A 17119-nucleotide genomic window follows, 5' to 3' on the forward strand; every position below is an offset into this window, starting at 1 on the left:
GCTCAGGCCTTGCCCGGGTGGACGGTCCAGGCCACCAGCTTGAGCACGATCGGCCGTACCACCAGCACGCAGGCGAAGGCCACCGGCATGGCCAGCTGGTAGGCCTTGAGCACATTGGCCAGGTAATGCTCGCCGACGCCGCTGTTGGCGGCGGTGATCACGAAGCACATCAGCAGCGCCATGATCGATGACATGTAGAACGCGAATACGTAGGGGGTGGCGCGTACGCCGAGTTTCAGGCGTGGGCGAGGGCGGGTCTGGCTGGTCATGCAGGCTCCTGAAGGTAGGGGAGGCGCCAGACTAGCAGGCTGCCAGGGTATGAGGTAGACGACGCCAGCTTAGGTCTTTATAAAGAGAACCTTACGAATCCTGGAGTTTGGCCGTGAACCTGTTGGGCTCGATACGCAGTTTCATCAAGGTGGTCGAGGCTGGCAGCATCGCCGGTGGGGCCCGCACCCTGGGCTTGAGCGCCGCCGCAGTGAGCCAGAACATCGCGCGCCTGGAAGCCCATCTGCAAGTGCGCCTGCTGGCCCGCACCACCCGCAGCATGGCGTTGACGCCCAATGGTCGCGCCTATTACGACAAGGTCAGGCATGTGGAGCGTGATCTGGAGCTGGCGCAGCTGGCCGTCACGTCCGATGACGGCGAACCCCAGGGCCGGTTGTGCATCTCCTCCTCTTCGGCCTTCGCGCGCTATGTGCTGGCGCCCCTGATGCCGGCATTCAACCTGCGCTATCCGCAGCTTTCAATTGAATTGCTTACGAGCGACCGGCGTGTGGACCACGCGCGCGAGTCGATTGACGTGAGTGTGCGCATCACCCCCCAGCTGGAAGACGGCCTGCTGGCGCGGCACGTTGCCCAGATCCCGTTCATCTGTTGCGCAGCGCCTGCCTACCTGGAGCGTGCCGGCCGGCCCGGCACCCCGGAAGCCTTGAAGGGGCATCGCTGCCTGGTGTTCCGTTACCCGGTGGACGGCCGTTTTCTGCGGTGGGGCTTTGTGCGTGACGGCCTGCGTTTCGATGCCGAGTTCGGTGATGTGTCGATCAGCGATGACATCGACGTGCTGGCGCAGATGGCGGTGATGGGGGGTGGGATCGTGCGCCTGGCCGAGTTCGTGGCGCGGCCTTACCTGGAGAACGGGCAACTGGTGCCGCTGTTCGAATATGCCCAACCCCACCAGGCCTATGCACAGACCTCGCCCATGGACATCTACCTGTGCGTGGCCGACCGCTCGGCGCTGACGCCCAAGGTGCGGGCCTTCATGGCGTATGTGGAGGACTGCCTGGCGCAGGCCTGGCGCGTGCGCGCGCGGGCATAAAAAAACCGCCTTTGGAAGGCGGTTTTTTCATGCAACAGCGATCAGAAGCGGTAGGTCAGCGAAGCACCCAGGCCGTGTGCACTGTTTTCGTACTTGGCGTTGTACGAGCCCTTGAACGAAGGGTCGGTGATGGCGGTGCTCTGGTGAATCTTGACGTCTTCTTCCATCAGGTACGAGTAGGCCACGTCGATGGTCATGTCGTCGCTCGGGTTCCAGCCTGCCCCCAGGCTGAACACCTTGCGGTCGCCGGTTGGGATGCGTGGCGAACGGTTCTGGTTGTTGGCTGGCGACTGGTCGACGGAGAAGCCGGCGCGCAGGGTCCATTCCTTGTTCAGCTTGTAGGCAGCGCCGATGGCGTGGGCCCAGGTGTCGTGCCAGTTCTGTTCTTCGGCGATCTGGCCCAGTGCCGGTGCCAGTGGCCCGGTGCCCTCGTTGTTGACCACGATGGACTCCAGGCGGCTCCAGCGGGTCCAGGTGCTGCCCGCGTACAGGGTCCAGTTGTCATCCAGTTCGTGGGTGACCGAGAAGTCGACCGACTCGGGGGTCTTGATCTTCAGCGAGGCGTCGAACTTGCTGCCGCTGAACGGGCCGAAGCCCGGGCCGCTGATCTTGGTGTCGCCCTTGAGCTTGTAGTCGACCATCGAGTGGTAGGTCAGGCCGACGCGGGTTCTGTCGGTGGCCTGCACCATCACGCCGATGTTGTAGCCGACGGCGGTGTCGTCACCGGTGATCTTGACCTTGCCGTCGTTGCTGCCTGGGGTGGCGCGGTTCAGCGCGGCGGACTCCAGGGTGCCGTCGATACGGTTGATGGTCGGGCCGAAACCGATCGAGACCTTGTCGTTGAAGGCGTAGCTGATGGTCGGTTGCAGGGTCACGACCTGAACTTCGCTCTTGCTGCCGAAGTAGCGGCCGGCAAAGCCGTGCTCGTAGTCGGTGATCAGGCCGAAAGGCACGTAGACCCCGAAGCCGAATGCCCAGTGGTCATCGATCGGCTTGACGTAGTAGCCCATCGGTACGCCAACCACGGGGACCATGTCGCCGTCGTTGCTGCCGCCGAAGGTGCCGCTGCCCTTGATGTCGGACTTGGCAATGATGGCCGCGCCGCCGACGGTCACTTGTTCGCGTTTGAGGCGGGACATGCCGGCAGGGTTGCCAAACACGGTGCTGGCGTCATCGGCAGAAGAAGAACGACCCGCGAAACCTGTGCCCATGCCGCTGATGCTTTGCTCGTTGAGGGCAAAACCGCTGGCGAAGAGTTGAGTTGATGCGAAAGCGACAGCGAGGCCGAGTGAGGATTTGAGTATTACTTTTTTCATTATTAGAACTCCATGGGATCACCGGAGCGCAAAGTATCAATAATTTTGGACGTGCGCTATAGGCTCTAAATCAGGAGATACCGCGTTTTTGTAGGACAATCCGACCAGAATCGCTGATTTTATCCGGTTGTTTGAAAATGGTTCTCAGCAGGCCTGGAGTGCCGGTTTGCCGACGCATGCCTGCCAGGCCTGGGTGAAGTCGCGTAAACGGGCGTGGGGCTGGAATGTTTGACGCCAGATTCTTGCGAGACCTAGCAGGTCGTCGGATTCTGGTAGCGGCAGCGCCTTTTCTTCGACCAGCATCCAGGCGATGGCGGTGGCGTAGCGCAGGTTGACGGTCAGTTCCAGGTGCGGGCCGCTGAGGAACGCGTGCTGGCTGGCGAGGCCGCGGACCAGGCTGGCCAGTTCGGGGTCGTGGGCCAGGAACTGGTCCCAGATCGATTGGTGGCGCAGTTCGCCGATGCGGTACAGGCCGTGGCCACGGCGGTCGTGCAGGGCCGAACCCATGCCCGACTGGCTGGCTGCGATGCCCAGCAGCAGGGCTTCGGCGCTGGGGCAGTAGCGGCCCAGGTACAACAGGGTGGGGCGGATGACGAATTCACTCAACTCGCTCGCGGCGATAGCCATAATGCCCTCGAACTTCGTAAATGGCCGGCGGGACGCTGGTGCTTGGCAGCAGGTGGGTCGGGGTCAGGCCCGCCGGAAGCGGGCAAGGCCGCTTGAGTTGAAGTGTAGTGTCATATCTATGCTGTAAAGGACTGTTTTTAAATCGATTGTGGTGGCTTGGCATAACCCATATGACGCTTGGGTATTAGGCCGTGGGGGTTAAAGCGCTTTCGGTGGTTGGGGTTCGGCCAATGAATCCGGGCCTTGCAGAGGGCAGGTCGAGCGCGGCGGTCACTGAATTTCAGGCATAAAAAAGCCCCGCCAACCGGCAGGGCTTCTTGCGTCTCAGACGACCATCAGGCAACCAGTGCCTGGCGAGTCCGGTCAATCACCGCTTGCAGCGGCTCAGCACTCTCGTACTGCTCCGGATACAGACGCTCGCTGTGACGAGCAATGCCGTGTTCATTGACCAGGGTAAAGCTGAAGCTGCCCTTGCGCGCCGCATGGATCATGCAGTTCAACGGGGCAAATGCCTGGCTAAGGGTGCGAATGGCAGCCTGAGTATGGATGGATGTATTCATAGTTATTAGATGTTCCTGCAAAAGACACAGCATAAGAGCCGTGTTCATATAAAACGTTCCAGTAACGCAAAGCTTTAGGGCTAGAGCGAAGAACCTGACTGGAACAGGGCAGCCAGAGGTAAGCGCATTGATTAGGTGGCGCCAGGGCTGACTGGTAGGTACTAGGAAGACAGGCAACACGTCAGGGCTAAGGTTCTGCGCCGCTGTGTGAAGATCCTGTTCAATCTGCAGGGTGACTCGCCAAGAGTAGGTAATGGTTACCTGGGAGTCATCAAGTGGGCCGGTCCTGGTTTCAACAGGTGCTGTTCCGTTGTCGGATCAGGACGCTGCAAGGACTGCTTTGGCCAGAATTGAGTTTCAGCTTGGTACTAACGCTGGCAACACTACAGCAGTTTCCAGGTTGTGGCAACCCTTTGTGCTTTTCGTGCGCCAAGCCGGCCATTATCTCGATTTCAGGCTGTTCTGTGAAGAGGGCCCCAGGAGGCACCACGGCGCGTGCGGAGCATTTTCGTGCAATCCCGTGCCTCGCTTTGGGGCACCTGTCCACACCTGTAACACCTCTTGTCAATGTGGCGCTACACCGCGGCAGGGCCCTGGCGATGACCAGTTCGAAAGTACAAGTCAATGAAAAAAAACACTTTTTTTAGCTGGTGAAAAAATCGTCAGTTTGAGCGCGGGCCCCATTCTACCGGGGTTTGCGGGGTGTAGGAGGGGGTTGTCCACCGAGTTATCCACAGCTTCTGTGGATTGTCATGCGGGTCTGCTCTAGGACGCGGGTGCCAGCAATGCAGGAAGTGTCTGACAATTTTCGCGGCGCATTTCGGCTCGCGCGAAATGTCTACTGACGTGTCAAAAAAAAACATCGCCTGAAGGAAAAAAAGCCTCGAATTCCCTCGGGCCATGCACGAGAAAATCCGGTAGAGTGGCGCGCCTCTCGAGTTGCCTTCGCCGTTTTTTATGAAGTTTCGCAGCAAAACCCCAAGCCCCACTGCCCAACCCCCCGTTGCCGAGCCCCGACGTTTTTCGTTGAAGGTGGCCCTGTGGCTGCTCGACAGCCCGCGCCTGGGCGACAACCCCAACGTCAAGCACTTCGCCGGGCGCCTGCTCAAGCAACCGGCACGTCAGGGTGTGGTGGTGGCGCAGAGCCGGCTGGGGCAGATGCTGTGCCGCGATTGCGGCAACGCCCGTGACCGGCGCATCGGCCACGAGCTGCTGCGCCAGGCTGCCCGGGCCGGTGACCGCAGGGCACAGCTCGAATACGGCCGTCTGTGCACCCAGCCCCAGGTCAACGAGCCGGAGCAGGCACGTTACTGGCTGGAACAAGCCGCCGCGCAGGGCTCCAAAGAAGCCGTGCGGCTGCTCGGGCAACTCACGAGCCACTGATCGACCGCCCGGGGCTGTTAAGCTCTGGGGGATTTCCCTGGGGGTGAGCATGCTGTCTATGGCTGCAATGGATCTGACCAGCATCGTGCTGGGAATGGTGGTGGCGGCTTTGCCCGCTGTGGTGGTGCTGGTGCGTCTGCAACGTCAGCTGGCTGACAGGCAGGCCGCCGCCGCACTGGCCGAGGAGCGCCTGAGCAGTGCGCTGCTGGCCCAGGAGGGCCTTAGCGCGCAACTCGACGCCAGCCGTGACGAAATCAGCGACCTGGGCCAGGCCAATGCCGCCAAGCAGGCCAGCCTGGCCGCTCAGGGCCGCGAGCTGGAGTTGCTGCAGATCGAGCGCGACAACGCACGCGATGCCGCCCATGCCTGGAACCTTGAACGCAACGCCCGTGAAGCCGAGCTGCGCCGCCTCGAAGCGCGTTGCGCCGGCCTTGCCGCCGAACTGCGCGAGCAGCAGGACAGCCACCAGCAGCGCCTGAACGACCTGCAGGGCTCGCGCGACGAGCTGCGTGCACAGTTTGCCGAAATGGCAACGAAGATTTTCGACGAGCGCGAGCAGCGTTTCGCCCAGACCAGCCAGCAGCACCTGGGGCAACTGCTCGACCCGCTCAAGGAGCGTATCCAGTCGTTCGAGAAGCGCGTCGAGGAAAGCTACCAGCAGGAAGCCCGCGAGCGCTTTTCGCTGGGCAAGGAACTCGAACGCCTGCAGCAGTTGAACCAGCGCCTGAGCGACGAGGCCACCAACCTGACCCAGGCACTCAAGGGCCAGAAGACCCAGGGCAACTGGGGCGAGTTGATTCTGGAGCGGGTGCTGGAACATGCGGGGCTCGAAAAGGGCCGCGAATACCAGACCCAGGTCAGCCTCAAGAGCGCCGATGGCGAGCGTTTCCAGCCCGACGTGCTGATCATGCTGCCCGGCGACAAGCAGGTGGTGGTCGACTCCAAGGTCAGCCTCACGGCCTACCAGCAATATGTAAACGCCAGTGAAACCGACGTGGCCCAGGCCGCGCTCAAGCAGCATGTGCTGTCGCTGCGCAACCATGTCAAAGGCCTCTCGGGCAAGGACTACAATCGCCTCGAGGGCCTGCACAGCCTGGATTTCGTGCTGTTGTTCGTGCCCATCGAGGCGGCGTTTTCGGCGGCGCTGCAGGCCGAGCCCAACCTGTTTCAGGAGGCCTTCGACCGCCAGATCGTGATCGTCAGCCCGACCACGTTGCTCGCCACCCTGCGGGTCATCGACAGCCTGTGGAAACAGGAGCGCCAGAGCCAGAACGCCCGCGAGATCGCCGAGCGCGCCGGCTGGCTGTACGACAAGTTCGTGTTGTTCATCCAGGACCTGGACGAGCTGGGCAACCGCCTGCAGCAGGTCGACAAGGCCTATGCCGCAGCGCGCAACAAGCTCTGCGAGGGGCGCGGCAACCTGATCAGTCGCAGCGAGCAGCTCAAGCTGCTCGGCGCGCGGGCCAGCAAGAGCCTGCCGGCCGACCTGCTGGAGCGCGCCATGGGCGGCACCGACAACCTTGCCGAAGGCCTTACTGCACCAGGCTCAGATGACGATTGAGCAGGGCGCGCAGGGCCGCCGGCTTGACCGGCTTGCTCAGGTAGTCGAGGCCGGCGGCATGTACCCGCGCCACGGTCTCGCCGTGGCCGTCGGCACTGATCACCACCCCCGGCACCGGCTCGCCCAGGCGCGTGCGTAGCCAGGCCATCAGTTCGGTACCGATTTCGCCGTTGTCCAGGTGGTAGTCCACCAGCGCCAGATGCGGGCGCAGGCCCTTGTCGAGCAGGGCGGCGCATTCCTCGCGGTTGCGCGCCGTCGACACCAGGCAACCCCAGCGGCTGAGCAGGCTGTTCATGCCGATCAGGATGCTGTCTTCGTTGTCCACGCACAACACCTGCAACCCCGCCAGCGGCTGGCCGGCCTGTTCGGCTGGCTTGGCCTGGGCCGGGCTCGCGGCGCTGGCCAGCGGTACGCTGACGCGGAACACGCTGCCCTTGCCGGGCGATGAGCGCACCTCCAGCGGGTGGCCGAGCACCTTGCACAGGCCGTCGGCGATCGCCAGGCCCAGGCCCAGGCCTTTTTCGGCGCGGGTCTGGTGGCTGTCCAGGCGCTTGAATTCCTCGAAGATCACCTGCAGCTTGTCGTCGGCAATGCCCGGGCCGCGGTCCCACACTTCCAGCCACAGGCGGTCCCCGGCGCGGCGCACGCCCAGCAGGATCGGGCTCTTGCCATAGCGGAAGGCGTTGGTGAGGAAGTTCTGCAGGATACGCCGCAGCAGCTTGACGTCGCTATGCACCCGCAGCTTGCTGCCACGCACGCGAAAATCCAGGCCCTGCTGCTGGGCCAGTACCTTGAACTCGGCACCCAGGGCGTCGAACAGTTCGCTGAGGGCGAACGGCTTGGCGTCCGGGTTGATCTTGCCGTTCTCCAGGCGCGAGATGTCCAGCAGGTCGCTGATCAGCTCTTCGGCCGAACGCAGGGCGCTGTCCATGTGCTGCACCAGTTGCTGGGCGTCGCCCGACAGGCCCTCTTCCTGGTGCGACAACGCGGCGGAGAACAGCCGTGCGGCGTTCAGCGGCTGCATCAGGTCGTGGCTCACGGCCGCCAGGAAGCGGGTCTTGGACTTGTTGGCCGCTTCGGCATGGCTCTTGGCCTCGGTCAGCGCCAGGTTCAGTTGCGACAGCTCGTGGGTTCGTTCGGCCACGCGCTGCTCCAGGCCTTCGTTGGCGTCCTTGAGGGCCTGCTCGGCCTCGCGGAAGGGGGTGATGTCGGTAAAGCTCATCACGAACCCGCCGCCGGGCATGGGGTTGCCGATCAGCTCGATCACCCGGCCATTGGGGAACAGCCGCTCGGAGGTGTGCGCGCGCCCCTGACGCATCCAGTGCAGGCGCCGCGCCACATGCACCTGGGCCTCGCCCGGGCCGCACAGGCCGCGTTCGGCGTTGTAGCGGATGATGTCGGCAATCGGCCGGCCGACACTGATCAGCCCGTCGGGGTAGTTGAACAGTTCCAGGTAGCGACGGTTCCAGGCCACCAGGCGCAGCGACTGGTCGACCACGCTGATGCCCTGGCTGATGTTCTCGATGGCCCCTTGCAGCAGGGCGCGGTTGAACTGCAGCACCTCGGAAGCTTCGTCGGCGATGCGTACCACGTCCTCCAGCTGCATGTCGCGGCCTTCGATGGCCGCCTTGACCACGGCGCGGGTCGAGGAGGTGCCGAGCACGCCGGACAGCAGGCGCTCGGTGTGCTCGATCCATTCGCCGTCGGCGTTCTGGTTGGGGTTGAAGCCCTTGCCCTGGCGATAGGCGAAGCGGATGAAGCTCTGGCGCGCACGCTCTTCGCCGACGAAGCGCGCGGCCAGGTGCAGCAGGTCGTCGATCTGTACCGCCAGCAGCGAACGGCTGCTGGGCCGCGCGCTGGTTTCCTGGCCAATGAAGCGCCCGGCCTGCCAGTGCTCCGATACCCGCGTGCGCGACAGGATCGAGACCCAGGCGAACACCGTGAAGTTGCCTGCCAGCGACAGCACCACGCCCTGGGTCAGCGGGGTGATCGGCAGGTTGAGCGGGTTGCCGTGCAGCCAGGCCAGGCCCGGGAACAGCTCCAGCGACCAGCCCACGCTGTGGGCGGCAATCGGCAGTACCAGGGTGTAGAACCACAGGAAGGTGCCGGTGGCCAGGCCGGCGAACACGCCGCGGCGGTTGGCCTGCTTCCAGTACAGCGCACCGAGCATGGCCGGGGCCAGTTGGGTGACGGCGGCAAAGGCGACCTGGCCGATGGTGGCCAGGCTGGCGGTGGAGCCCAGCAGGCGGTAGCTGACGTAGGCCAGCAGCAGGATTACCACGATGGTCACCCGGCGTACCGTGAGCATCCAGTGGCGGAACACCTCGAACGGGCGCTCGGCGTTGTTGCGCCGCAGCAGCCAGGGCAGCAGCATGTCGTTGGAGACCATGGTCGACAGCGCCACGGCCTCGACGATGACCATGCCGGTGGCGGCCGAGGCGCCGCCGATGAAGGCCAGCAAGGCCAGCGCCGGGTGTGCTTCGGCCAGCGGCAGGCTGATCACGAACGAGTCCGGCAGCACCGAGTTGGGCAGCAGCATCTGCCCGGCCAGGGCAATCGGCACCACGAACAGCGCGGCGAGGATCAGGTAGGCCGGAAACACCCAGCGTGCCAGGCGCATGTCCTGCGGTTCGATGTTCTCCACCACGGTGACATGGAACTGGCGCGGCAGGCAGATGATCGCCATCATCGCCACGCCGGTCTGCACGATCATCGACGGCCAGTTGATGGTCTCCTGCCAGTAGCCGTCAAGGGCGGGCGCCAGGCGGGCCTGGCTGAACAGGTCGTCGAAGCCGTCATACAGACTGAAGGTGATGAACGCGCCCACGGCGAGAAACGCCAGCAGCTTGACCAGCGATTCGAAGGCGATGGCCAGCACCATGCCGCGGTGGTGCTCGGTCACATCCAGGCTGCGGGTACCGAACACGATGCTGAACAGCGCCAGCACCAGCGACACCACCAGCGCGGTGTCCTGCACGCGGCTGCCGGTGGCATCGGCCCCGGCACCGATCAGCAGGTTGACCCCCAGCACGATGCCCTTGAGCTGCAAGGCGATGTACGGCAGCACGCCCACCAGGCAGATCAGCGCCACCACCACCGCCAGGGTCTGGGACTTGCCGTAGCGCGCGGCAATGAAGTCGGCGATGGAGGTGATGTTCTCCTGCTTGCTGATCAGCACCATCTTCTGCAGCACCCAGGGTGCAAACAGCATCAGCAGTACCGGCCCCAGGTAGATGGGCAGAAAGGCCCAGAGTTGTTCGGCGGCCTGGCCGACCGCGCCGAAGAAGGTCCAGCTGGTGCAGTACACCGCCAGCGACAGGCTGTACACCCACGCGCGCAGGCGGGGCGGCAGCGGGGTGCTGCGCCGGTCGCCGTAGAAGGCGATGGCGAACATGATGGCCATATAGGCCAGGGCGACCAGGGCGATCAGCCCGCTGGACAGCGACATGAAAACTCCGAACGAAAAAACGGTAACGGCCAACCACGATCAATCAGTCTGGCACGCCGTTCTCACTTCGTCAGCGCCGACGAAGGTCGCAGTGGCAGAGCGTCGCAGTGCTCAGTCGCGCAGGGCCAGTTCGACCAGTTCATGCAGCTGCTGCAGGCTCGGGGGCGCTTCGGCGAACAGAATGCGAAACACCGTGGGAGCCACCAGCAGGTCGAGCAGCCGTTCCACCCCGGGGCCGGCTTCGCCACGCTGCTGCGCGCGGTCCAGCAAGGTCTGCAACTGGCCGCGCAGCAGGGTGGTGCAGTAGCCGGGGCAGGCGCTGCTGAGCACGTCGCGCATCATGTGTCGGCCGGGCTCGGAGCTCATCTCGTCCAGGTACTGCTCGGCCCAGGCCAGCAGGTCGCCGCGCAAGGTGCCGGTGTCGAGGGGTTCACTGTCGGGGTGCAGGCGCTCCACCGCCACGTCGGCCAGCAGCGCCGCCAGTTCACCCCAGCGCCGGTAGATGGTCGAGGGGGTGACGCCGGCACGTGCGGCCACCATGGGCACGGTCAGGCTCGCGCGGTCCTGCTCCTGGAGCAGGGCCCGCACGGCGCTGTGCACCGATTGCTGGACACGGGCGCTGCGACCGCCCGTGCGAATACCTTCTTTGATCGCCATGGCGCGACCTTAACACAAAGGGTTTGCGTTAAGGATTAAGGGCGCGCAGACTGCACAAAAGCTAACGGTTAGCTTTAGTGGAGAAAGCACATGATCGGATTGTTCAGCCGTCCGGCGTCGGCGCGTTTGCGGCTGGTGTACCTGGCCGTCGCGCTGCTCGGGTTTCTGGCGGCTTCGAGTGCGCCGACGCCGTTGTACCAGCTGTATCAGCATGCGTGGCAGTTTTCGCCGGCAACCCTGACCCTGGTGTTTGCGGTGTATGCCTTGAGCCTGCTGGCGGCGTTGCTGACGGTGGGGTCGCTGTCCGATTACCTGGGGCGCCGGCCGGTGATCTTCGTGGCGTTGCTGCTCGAGAGCGTGGCGATGCTGCTGTTCATCCAGGCCGAGTCGGTGCCCTGGCTGCTTGCGGCGCGGTTGCTGCAAGGCTTTGCCACCGGCATGGCCACCAGTGTGCTGGGCGCCGCGCTGCTCGATACCGACCGCGAACAGGGGCCGTTGGTCAACAGCCTGGCGCCGCTGCTGGGCATGGCCTGGGGGGCGCTGGGCACCAGCGTGCTGGTGGAGTTCGCGCCGTGGCCGCTGCGCCTTGTGTATGGGGTGCTGCTGGCGCTGTTCGTGGTGCTGGCGCTGCTGGTGTGGCGTTTGCCGGAGAGCGTCAGCCGCCAGCCGGGCGCGCTGCGCGCCCTGCGTCCGAGCCTGCTGGTGCCGCCCCAGGCGCGTGGCGCGGTGTGGCGCATGCTGCCGGTGAACATTGCGGTGTGGGCGCTTGGCGGGTTCTTCCTCTCACTGGGGCCGTCGCTGGTGCGGGAGGTGAGCGGCCTGGGCTCCAGCCTGATCGGTGGCGCGCTGGTGGCGACCCTGACCCTCAGTGGTGCGCTGGCGATCTATCGGCTGCGCCTGCGCCCGGCACAGCAGGTGCTGGCGCTGGGCACCGGGCTGCTGGCCGGCGGGGTGGGGCTGATTCTGCTGGCGCTGTACAACGCCAGCCTGGTGCTGTTCTTCGCCGCCACGCTGGTGGCGGGCAGCGGCTTTGGTGCGGGGTTTCTGGGTGCGTTGCGCAGCACCCTGCCACTGGCCGAGGCCCATGAACGGGCGGGCTTGATGGCCACGTTCTACGTGCTGAGCTACCTGGCGTTCTGTGTGCCCGCGCTGGCGGCCGGGTTGATGGTGCGCCAGTTCGGGCTGGTGGCCACCAGCGAGGTGTATGCGCTGGTGCTGGTCGGGTTGTGCGCGGTGGCGGGGGTGTTGAACCTGCCGGCGATGCGCGGAGCGCGATCTATCTGATCTCGGTGGTGCTGCGTTTTCCGGCAAGAGCAGCGTGGATCTTTGTCGGCGCCGGCCTTCAGGCCTGGCGCCGTGCCCCCAGGCAATAGAACAGCCCCGCAAGCCCCACCGACAGCATCATCAGGTAGAACATCGCTGTCGGCATCAGGTGTGCCAGCGCAAACCCGCACAGCACCGGCCCCAGCGCTGCCCCCAGGTTGGACAGGTTCTGTGCGCCGTAATACACCCCGCGCAGGTGCTCCGGGGCAATGCTGTCGATGAACATGTATTCGGCCGGGATCACGATGATCTCGCCCAATGTGAACACCAGCATCGCCAGGCACCACACCCACAATGTCTGCGCCAGCGAGAACCCCAGCAACCCGATCACGAACAGCAGCATCCCGGCCAGCAGCCAGGGCATCAGCTGGCGACTGCCGATGCGCCGGCCGATGGCGTATTGCAGGGCGATCACCGTGATGGCGTTGGTCGCCACCAGGTAGCTGACGGTCTGGTTGGCCTGGATGGCCGATGTGGTGGTCACCAGGTACTGCGACAGGTAGGCCGTGAACTGGCCGAACACCACCGCACTGAGCGCGCCGCCCAGGGTGAAGTACACCAGGCGCCGATCGCCGAGCAGGTGCCTGCCGACCGCCAGCAGGCCCAGCGTCGGCCCGCCGAGCCCGGCGCGTGCAGCACGCTCGCCCCGGCGTTGATAGCTCAGGCACATGCCCAGCCCCAGCAATGCCGACAGCACGAACGGCAGCCGGTCATCCAATAGCACCAGCGCCACCCCAACAAAAGGCCCGACGGCATAGGCGACGTTGCTCAGGGTGTACTTGATCGAGAACACCTCGCCGCGTGCCTGCACTGGCAACAGCGCGCAGAAGCCGTCCTTGGCGGCGATGTCCACCACTGCCAGGGTGAGGTTGATCACCACCAGGCAGGCAAACAGCATCCCCAGTTGCCGGCTGGCCACGGCCACGAAGAACGCCAGGGCGAAGGCCAGGGTGGAGAACACGATCACCGTGTAGCTGCGCAGGGTGTCGATCAGGTAGCCGCCATACAGGCTCAGCAGCGAGCCGACGATCAGTGCACCGCCGATCATCAGGCCGATGGCGCTGATGCCCAGGGCGAAGTGCTCCGACAGGTACACCACCAGGTACGGCAGGGTGATGGCCCGCGCCAGGGTCAGCACGAAGGTGGTGCACAGCAGCAGGCGAACCTCGGCGCCATAGCCCCGCAGGCTTTCGAGCATGTTCACGTCCTTGTCCGGTGAGGTCAGACGCCAGCATACGTCAGCCTTGAAAGGCTCGCGAACGGCTTATATATAGGTAAAACAGATAACAGTTAGAGAAATTACCCGTTATATCGATATTCCATAGGGTTGTAACATCGATTTCACCTCACCGGAGGACAGGAGACCGACACCATGACCTGCACCAAGATAGCCCACCCCTTGCGCCCGCTGAGCCGCCTGGCTCACCCGCGCGAGGTGATCCGACAGTTCACCCCCAACTGGTTCGCCGCGACCATGGGCACCGGCGTGCTGGCGCTGGCGCTGCGGCAGGCGGTGCCGGGGTTGTCGGGTATGGCCGAGGCGCTGTGGCTGCTGACCATTGGCCTGTTCGTGCTGTTCAGCGTGCTCTACACCGCGCGCTGGGTGATGTTCTTCGATGAGGCGCGGCGGATTTTCGCGCATTCCACGGTCTCGATGTTTTTCGGCACCATCCCCATGGGCCTGGCGACCATTCTCAATGGGGCGCTGGTATTCGGAGTCGAGCGGTGGGGCACGGGGGTGCTGCCGTGGGTCGAGGCGTTGTGGTGGCTGGACGTGGCCCTGGCGCTGCTGTGCGGGGTGGCGATCCCTTACCTGATGTTCACCCGCCAGGAGCACAGCATCGACCAGATGACCGCGGTATGGCTGCTGCCGGTGGTGGCGGCCGAAGTGGCGGCGGCCAGCGGCGGCCTGCTGGCCCCGCACCTGACGGACGTCCATCGCCAGTTCCAGGTACTGATCACCAGCTATGTGCTGTGGGCGGTGTCGTTGCCGGTGGCGTTCAGCATCCTGACCATCCTCACCCTGCGCATGGCGCTGCACAAGCTGCCCCAGGCGAGCATGGCCGCTTCGAGCTGGCTGGCACTCGGGCCGATCGGCACCGGTGCCCTGGGCATGATGTTGCTGGGCAGTGATGCACCGGCGATCTTCGCTGCCAATGGCCTGGGCAGCCTGGGCGAGATTGCCCGCGGGCTGGGGCTGGTGGCCGGTATCGTGCTGTGGGGCGCGGGGCTGTGGTGGTTGCTCACTGCCGTGTTGATCACGCTGCGCCATCTGCGCGATGGCATGCCGTTCAACCTGGGCTGGTGGGGCTTCACCTTTCCGCTGGGGGTGTATGCCCTGGCCACGTTGAAGCTGGCGGCGTGGCTGCAGTTGGGGTTCTTCACGGTGATGGGCCACGTGCTGGTGGTGGCGCTGGCAGGGCTGTGGCTGGTGGTGGCCAGCCGTACCCTGGCGGGGGCCTGGCGTGGCGAGCTGTTCGTGTCGCCTTGCATTGCGGGGTGCACGGGCAAGTGACAAGGGTGGCAGTTTCGCCGGCAAGGCCGGCTCCGGCAGGGTTTTGCTGGCGCTAGAAGGCCTTGTCGGCGAAGCGGTTCATGCGGTGGCTTGCATTTACCCGTGCATCTGTGGCTTTTTGCGGGCTGGCTTCCTCCAATAACAAAGCCCCACTCAGGACCCTGGACGATGAGTCACCCCTCACAGTTTGCCCTGCTGCAAAAACGGCGCTTTCTGCCGTTTTTCGTCACCCAGTCGCTGGGGGCGTTCAACGACAACCTGTTCAAGCAATCGCTGATCCTGGCCATTCTCTACAAGCTCAGCCTGGGCGGCGACGGCACGATGCTGGTCAACCTCTGCGCGCTGCTGTTCATCCTGCCGTTCTTCCTGTTCTCGGCCCTGGCCGGCCAGTTCGGCGAAAAGTTCGCCAAGGATGCGCTGATCCGCACCATCAAGCTGGCCGAGATCGTCATCATGGGCGTGGGCGCCGCGGGCTTTCTCTATAACCACCTTTGGATGATGCTGGTGGCGCTGTTCGCCATGGGGACCCATTCGGCACTGTTCGGCCCGGTCAAGTACTCGATCCTGCCCCAGGCCCTGCGCGAAGAGGAGCTGGTGGGCGGCAACGGCCTGGTGGAGATGGGTACCTTTCTGGCGATCCTGGCCGGCACCATCGGCGCCGGGGTGATGATGTCCAGCACCCACTACGCGCCCATCGTGGCCAGCGCGGTGGTGCTGGTGGCGGTGCTGGGCTACCTGGCCAGCCGCGCAATCCCCCGTGCCGCGGCCTCGTCGCCGCAACTCAAGCTGCAATGGAACATCTTCAGCCAGACCGTCGCGACCCTGCGCATGGGCCTGAAACAGACCCCGGCGGTATCGCGCTCGATCGTGGGCAACTCGTGGTTCTGGTTTGTCGGCGCCATCTACCTCACGCAGATCCCGGCCTATGCCCAGGAGTGGATGCACGGCGATGAAACCGTGGTCACGCTGATTCTCACGCTGTTCTCGGTGGGCATCGCGGTGGGGTCGCTGCTGTGCGAGCGCCTCAGCGGGCGCAAGGTGGAGATCGGCCTGGTGCCGTTCGGATCGTTCGGCCTGACGGTGTTCGGCCTGCTGTGGTGGTGGCATTCGGGGGATATCCCGGCCGCCGGCGCGCCGTATGACTGGCTCGCCCTGCTGGGCATGAGCAAGGCCTGGTGGATCCTGCTGTCGATCATGGGCCTGGGTGTTTTCGGTGGTTTCTACATCGTGCCGCTGTACGCGCTGATCCAGTCGCGCACCCCCGAAGACGAGCGTGCCCGGGTGATCGCCGCCAACAACATCCTCAATGCACTGTTCATGGTGGTCTCGGCCGTGGTCACCATGCTGTTGCTGGGGCTGGCCAAGCTGAGTATCCCGCAGCTGTTTCTGGTGGTGTCGCTGCTCAATATCGCGGTCAACACCTACATCTTCCGCATCGTGCCCGAGTTCAGCATGCGCTTCATGATCTGGCTGCTCAGCCATTCCATGTACCGCGTCGAACACCGCGACCTGGACAAGATCCCGGATGAAGGCGCGGCGCTGCTGGTGTGCAACCACGTGTCGTTCGTCGATGCGCTGCTGATTGCCGGGGCCGTGCGCCGGCCGATCCGCTTTGTCATGTACTACAAGATCTACCGCCTGCCGGTGCTCAATTTCATCTTCCGTACTGCGGGGGCGATCCCGATTGCCGGGCGCAACGAAGACCTGACGACCTACGAGCGTGCGTTCGAGAAAATTGCCGCCTACCTGGCCGACGGCGAGCTGGTGTGCATCTTCCCGGAAGGCAAGCTGACCTCCGATGGCGAGATCGATGCATTCAAGGGCGGATTGAGCCTGATTCTGGAGCGCACCCCGGTGCCGGTGATTCCGTTGGCGCTGCAGGGTCTGTGGGGGAGTTTCTTCAGCCGTGACCCGGCCAAGGGGTTTTTCCGGCGCCTGTGGTCGCGGGTGACCCTGGTGGCCGGTAGCGCCGTACCGGTGGAAACGGCGCAACCGGCGCTGTTGCGCGAGCGGGTCAGCGAACTACGCGGCACCTGGCGCTAGGCGCGGGGGCCAGGGTCAGCTGGCGCTGACCTTGAGCCCCACCAGGCCGATGATGATCAGTGCCACGCTGGCCAGGCGCATCAACGCCATGGATTCGCCAAACAGGATGATCCCGGCGATCACCGTACCCACTGCGCCCACACCGGTCCAGATCGCATAGGCGGTGCCCAGCGGCAGTTCCTTCATGGCAAGGCCGAGCAGGCCGAGGCTGACCGCCATGGCGGCAACCGTGAGCACAGTGGGCAGGGGGCGGGTGAAGCCGTCGGTGTATTTGAGGCCGATGGCCCAGCCGACTTCGAACAGGCCTGCGAAAAACAGGATGATCCAGGACATGCGCAGTACTCCATCTGTTGATGGGGCCGTCCCCG

Annotated in this window: 14 protein-coding genes; 6 read left to right on the plus strand and 8 right to left on the minus strand. The window is 64.5% G+C overall.

Going from position 1 to position 17119, the window contains the following annotated elements:
- Positions 1 to 2 precede the first annotated feature (2 nt).
- Complete coding sequence (locus V9K84_RS01885; protein ID WP_043862527.1) at positions 3 to 269, minus strand: DUF2798 domain-containing protein; 267 nt, start codon at positions 267 to 269, stop codon at positions 3 to 5.
- A 113-nt stretch (positions 270 to 382) separates the two neighbouring features.
- Between V9K84_RS01885 and V9K84_RS01890 the strand changes: the two genes are divergently transcribed.
- A complete protein-coding gene (locus tag V9K84_RS01890) occupies positions 383 to 1318 on the plus strand; it encodes a LysR family transcriptional regulator (protein ID WP_043862526.1) in 936 nt (311 codons plus the stop codon).
- 41 nt (positions 1319 to 1359) lie between these two features.
- Here V9K84_RS01890 and V9K84_RS01895 read toward each other — a convergent pair whose 3' ends face one another.
- The 3 genes from V9K84_RS01895 to V9K84_RS01905 form a co-directional block, all read right to left on the minus strand.
- Entirely contained in the window at positions 1360 to 2634 is a 1275-nt protein-coding gene (locus V9K84_RS01895) for an outer membrane protein transport protein (RefSeq protein WP_043862525.1), read from the minus strand.
- Between the two features lie 144 nt (positions 2635 to 2778).
- A complete protein-coding gene (locus tag V9K84_RS01900) occupies positions 2779 to 3261 on the minus strand; it encodes a hypothetical protein (RefSeq protein WP_054914682.1) in 483 nt (160 codons plus the stop codon).
- Between the two features lie 335 nt (positions 3262 to 3596).
- Positions 3597 to 3821, minus strand: a complete 225-nt coding sequence (locus tag V9K84_RS01905) for a hypothetical protein (protein WP_043862639.1) — start codon at positions 3819 to 3821, stop codon at positions 3597 to 3599.
- 957 nt (positions 3822 to 4778) lie between these two features.
- On the opposite strand from V9K84_RS01905, the gene V9K84_RS01910 reads away from it, so the two are divergent.
- Together V9K84_RS01910 and rmuC are read left to right on the plus strand one after the other, a co-directional pair.
- On the plus strand, positions 4779 to 5204 hold the full coding sequence (locus V9K84_RS01910) for an SEL1-like repeat protein (protein WP_078479791.1): 426 nt from the start codon (positions 4779 to 4781) through the stop codon (positions 5202 to 5204).
- 175 nt (positions 5205 to 5379) lie between these two features.
- Positions 5380 to 6765: a DNA recombination protein RmuC gene (gene rmuC, locus V9K84_RS01915; RefSeq protein WP_162484864.1), complete on the plus strand. Its 1386-nt coding sequence runs from the start codon at positions 5380 to 5382 to the stop codon at positions 6763 to 6765.
- On the opposite strand, the gene V9K84_RS01920 is transcribed toward rmuC, so the two are convergent.
- Entirely contained in the window at positions 6737 to 10213 is a 3477-nt protein-coding gene (locus tag V9K84_RS01920; protein WP_043860010.1) for a hybrid sensor histidine kinase/response regulator, read from the minus strand. The genes rmuC and V9K84_RS01920 overlap by 29 nt on opposite strands.
- Before the next feature lie 111 nt (positions 10214 to 10324).
- Positions 10325 to 10870 carry a TetR/AcrR family transcriptional regulator gene (locus V9K84_RS01925; protein WP_043860011.1) on the minus strand — a complete coding sequence of 182 codons (546 nt, stop codon included), beginning with the start codon at positions 10868 to 10870 and terminating at the stop codon, positions 10325 to 10327.
- 90 nt (positions 10871 to 10960) lie between these two features.
- Here V9K84_RS01925 and V9K84_RS01930 point away from each other — a divergent pair, with 90 nt between their 5' ends.
- Positions 10961 to 12154 carry an MFS transporter gene (locus tag V9K84_RS01930; protein ID WP_088514020.1) on the plus strand — a complete coding sequence of 398 codons (1194 nt, stop codon included), beginning with the start codon at positions 10961 to 10963 and terminating at the stop codon, positions 12152 to 12154.
- A 58-nt stretch (positions 12155 to 12212) separates the two neighbouring features.
- On the opposite strand, the gene V9K84_RS01935 is transcribed toward V9K84_RS01930, so the two are convergent.
- Positions 12213 to 13391: an MFS transporter gene (locus V9K84_RS01935; protein WP_088514019.1), complete on the minus strand. Its 1179-nt coding sequence runs from the start codon at positions 13389 to 13391 to the stop codon at positions 12213 to 12215.
- Between the two features lie 174 nt (positions 13392 to 13565).
- Between V9K84_RS01935 and V9K84_RS01940 the strand changes: the two genes are divergently transcribed.
- Both V9K84_RS01940 and V9K84_RS01945 read left to right on the plus strand, forming a co-directional pair.
- On the plus strand, positions 13566 to 14708 hold the full coding sequence (locus tag V9K84_RS01940) for a TDT family transporter (protein WP_058541019.1): 1143 nt from the start codon (positions 13566 to 13568) through the stop codon (positions 14706 to 14708).
- A gap of 168 nt (positions 14709 to 14876) precedes the next feature.
- Entirely contained in the window at positions 14877 to 16751 is a 1875-nt protein-coding gene (locus tag V9K84_RS01945; RefSeq protein WP_088514018.1) for an MFS transporter, read from the plus strand.
- A 15-nt stretch (positions 16752 to 16766) separates the two neighbouring features.
- Here the strand turns inward: V9K84_RS01945 and sugE are convergent, their stop codons facing one another.
- On the minus strand, positions 16767 to 17084 hold the full coding sequence (gene sugE / locus V9K84_RS01950) for a quaternary ammonium compound efflux SMR transporter SugE (protein WP_043860016.1): 318 nt from the start codon (positions 17082 to 17084) through the stop codon (positions 16767 to 16769).
- Between the last annotated feature and the right edge of the window lie 35 nt (positions 17085 to 17119).

The sequence above is a fragment of the Pseudomonas sp. AE27 genome (genome assembly GCF_037113495.1).
Classification (GTDB): Bacteria; Pseudomonadota; Gammaproteobacteria; order Pseudomonadales; family Pseudomonadaceae; genus Aquipseudomonas; species Aquipseudomonas palmensis.

What these genes read in the sequence shown, in the direction of transcription:
- V9K84_RS01930 (WP_088514020.1), top strand. Translation starts at nt 10,961, where the DNA reads ATGATCGGATTGTTCAGCCGTCCGGCGTCGGCGCGTTTGCGGCTGGTG.
- V9K84_RS01910 (WP_078479791.1), top strand. Translation starts at nt 4,779, where the DNA reads ATGAAGTTTCGCAGCAAAACCCCAAGCCCCACTGCCCAACCCCCCGTT.
- V9K84_RS01925 (WP_043860011.1), bottom strand. Translation starts at nt 10,870, where the DNA reads ATGGCGATCAAAGAAGGTATTCGCACGGGCGGTCGCAGCGCCCGTGTC.
- V9K84_RS01945 (WP_088514018.1), top strand. Translation starts at nt 14,877, where the DNA reads ATGAGTCACCCCTCACAGTTTGCCCTGCTGCAAAAACGGCGCTTTCTG.
- V9K84_RS01905 (WP_043862639.1), bottom strand. Translation starts at nt 3,821, where the DNA reads ATGAATACATCCATCCATACTCAGGCTGCCATTCGCACCCTTAGCCAG.
- V9K84_RS01940 (WP_058541019.1), top strand. Translation starts at nt 13,566, where the DNA reads ATGACCTGCACCAAGATAGCCCACCCCTTGCGCCCGCTGAGCCGCCTG.
- V9K84_RS01935 (WP_088514019.1), bottom strand. Translation starts at nt 13,391, where the DNA reads ATGCTCGAAAGCCTGCGGGGCTATGGCGCCGAGGTTCGCCTGCTGCTG.
- V9K84_RS01885 (WP_043862527.1), bottom strand. Translation starts at nt 269, where the DNA reads ATGACCAGCCAGACCCGCCCTCGCCCACGCCTGAAACTCGGCGTACGC.
- sugE (WP_043860016.1), bottom strand. Translation starts at nt 17,084, where the DNA reads ATGTCCTGGATCATCCTGTTTTTCGCAGGCCTGTTCGAAGTCGGCTGG.
- V9K84_RS01900 (WP_054914682.1), bottom strand. Translation starts at nt 3,261, where the DNA reads ATGGCTATCGCCGCGAGCGAGTTGAGTGAATTCGTCATCCGCCCCACC.
- V9K84_RS01920 (WP_043860010.1), bottom strand. Translation starts at nt 10,213, where the DNA reads ATGTCGCTGTCCAGCGGGCTGATCGCCCTGGTCGCCCTGGCCTATATG.
- V9K84_RS01895 (WP_043862525.1), bottom strand. Translation starts at nt 2,634, where the DNA reads ATGAAAAAAGTAATACTCAAATCCTCACTCGGCCTCGCTGTCGCTTTC.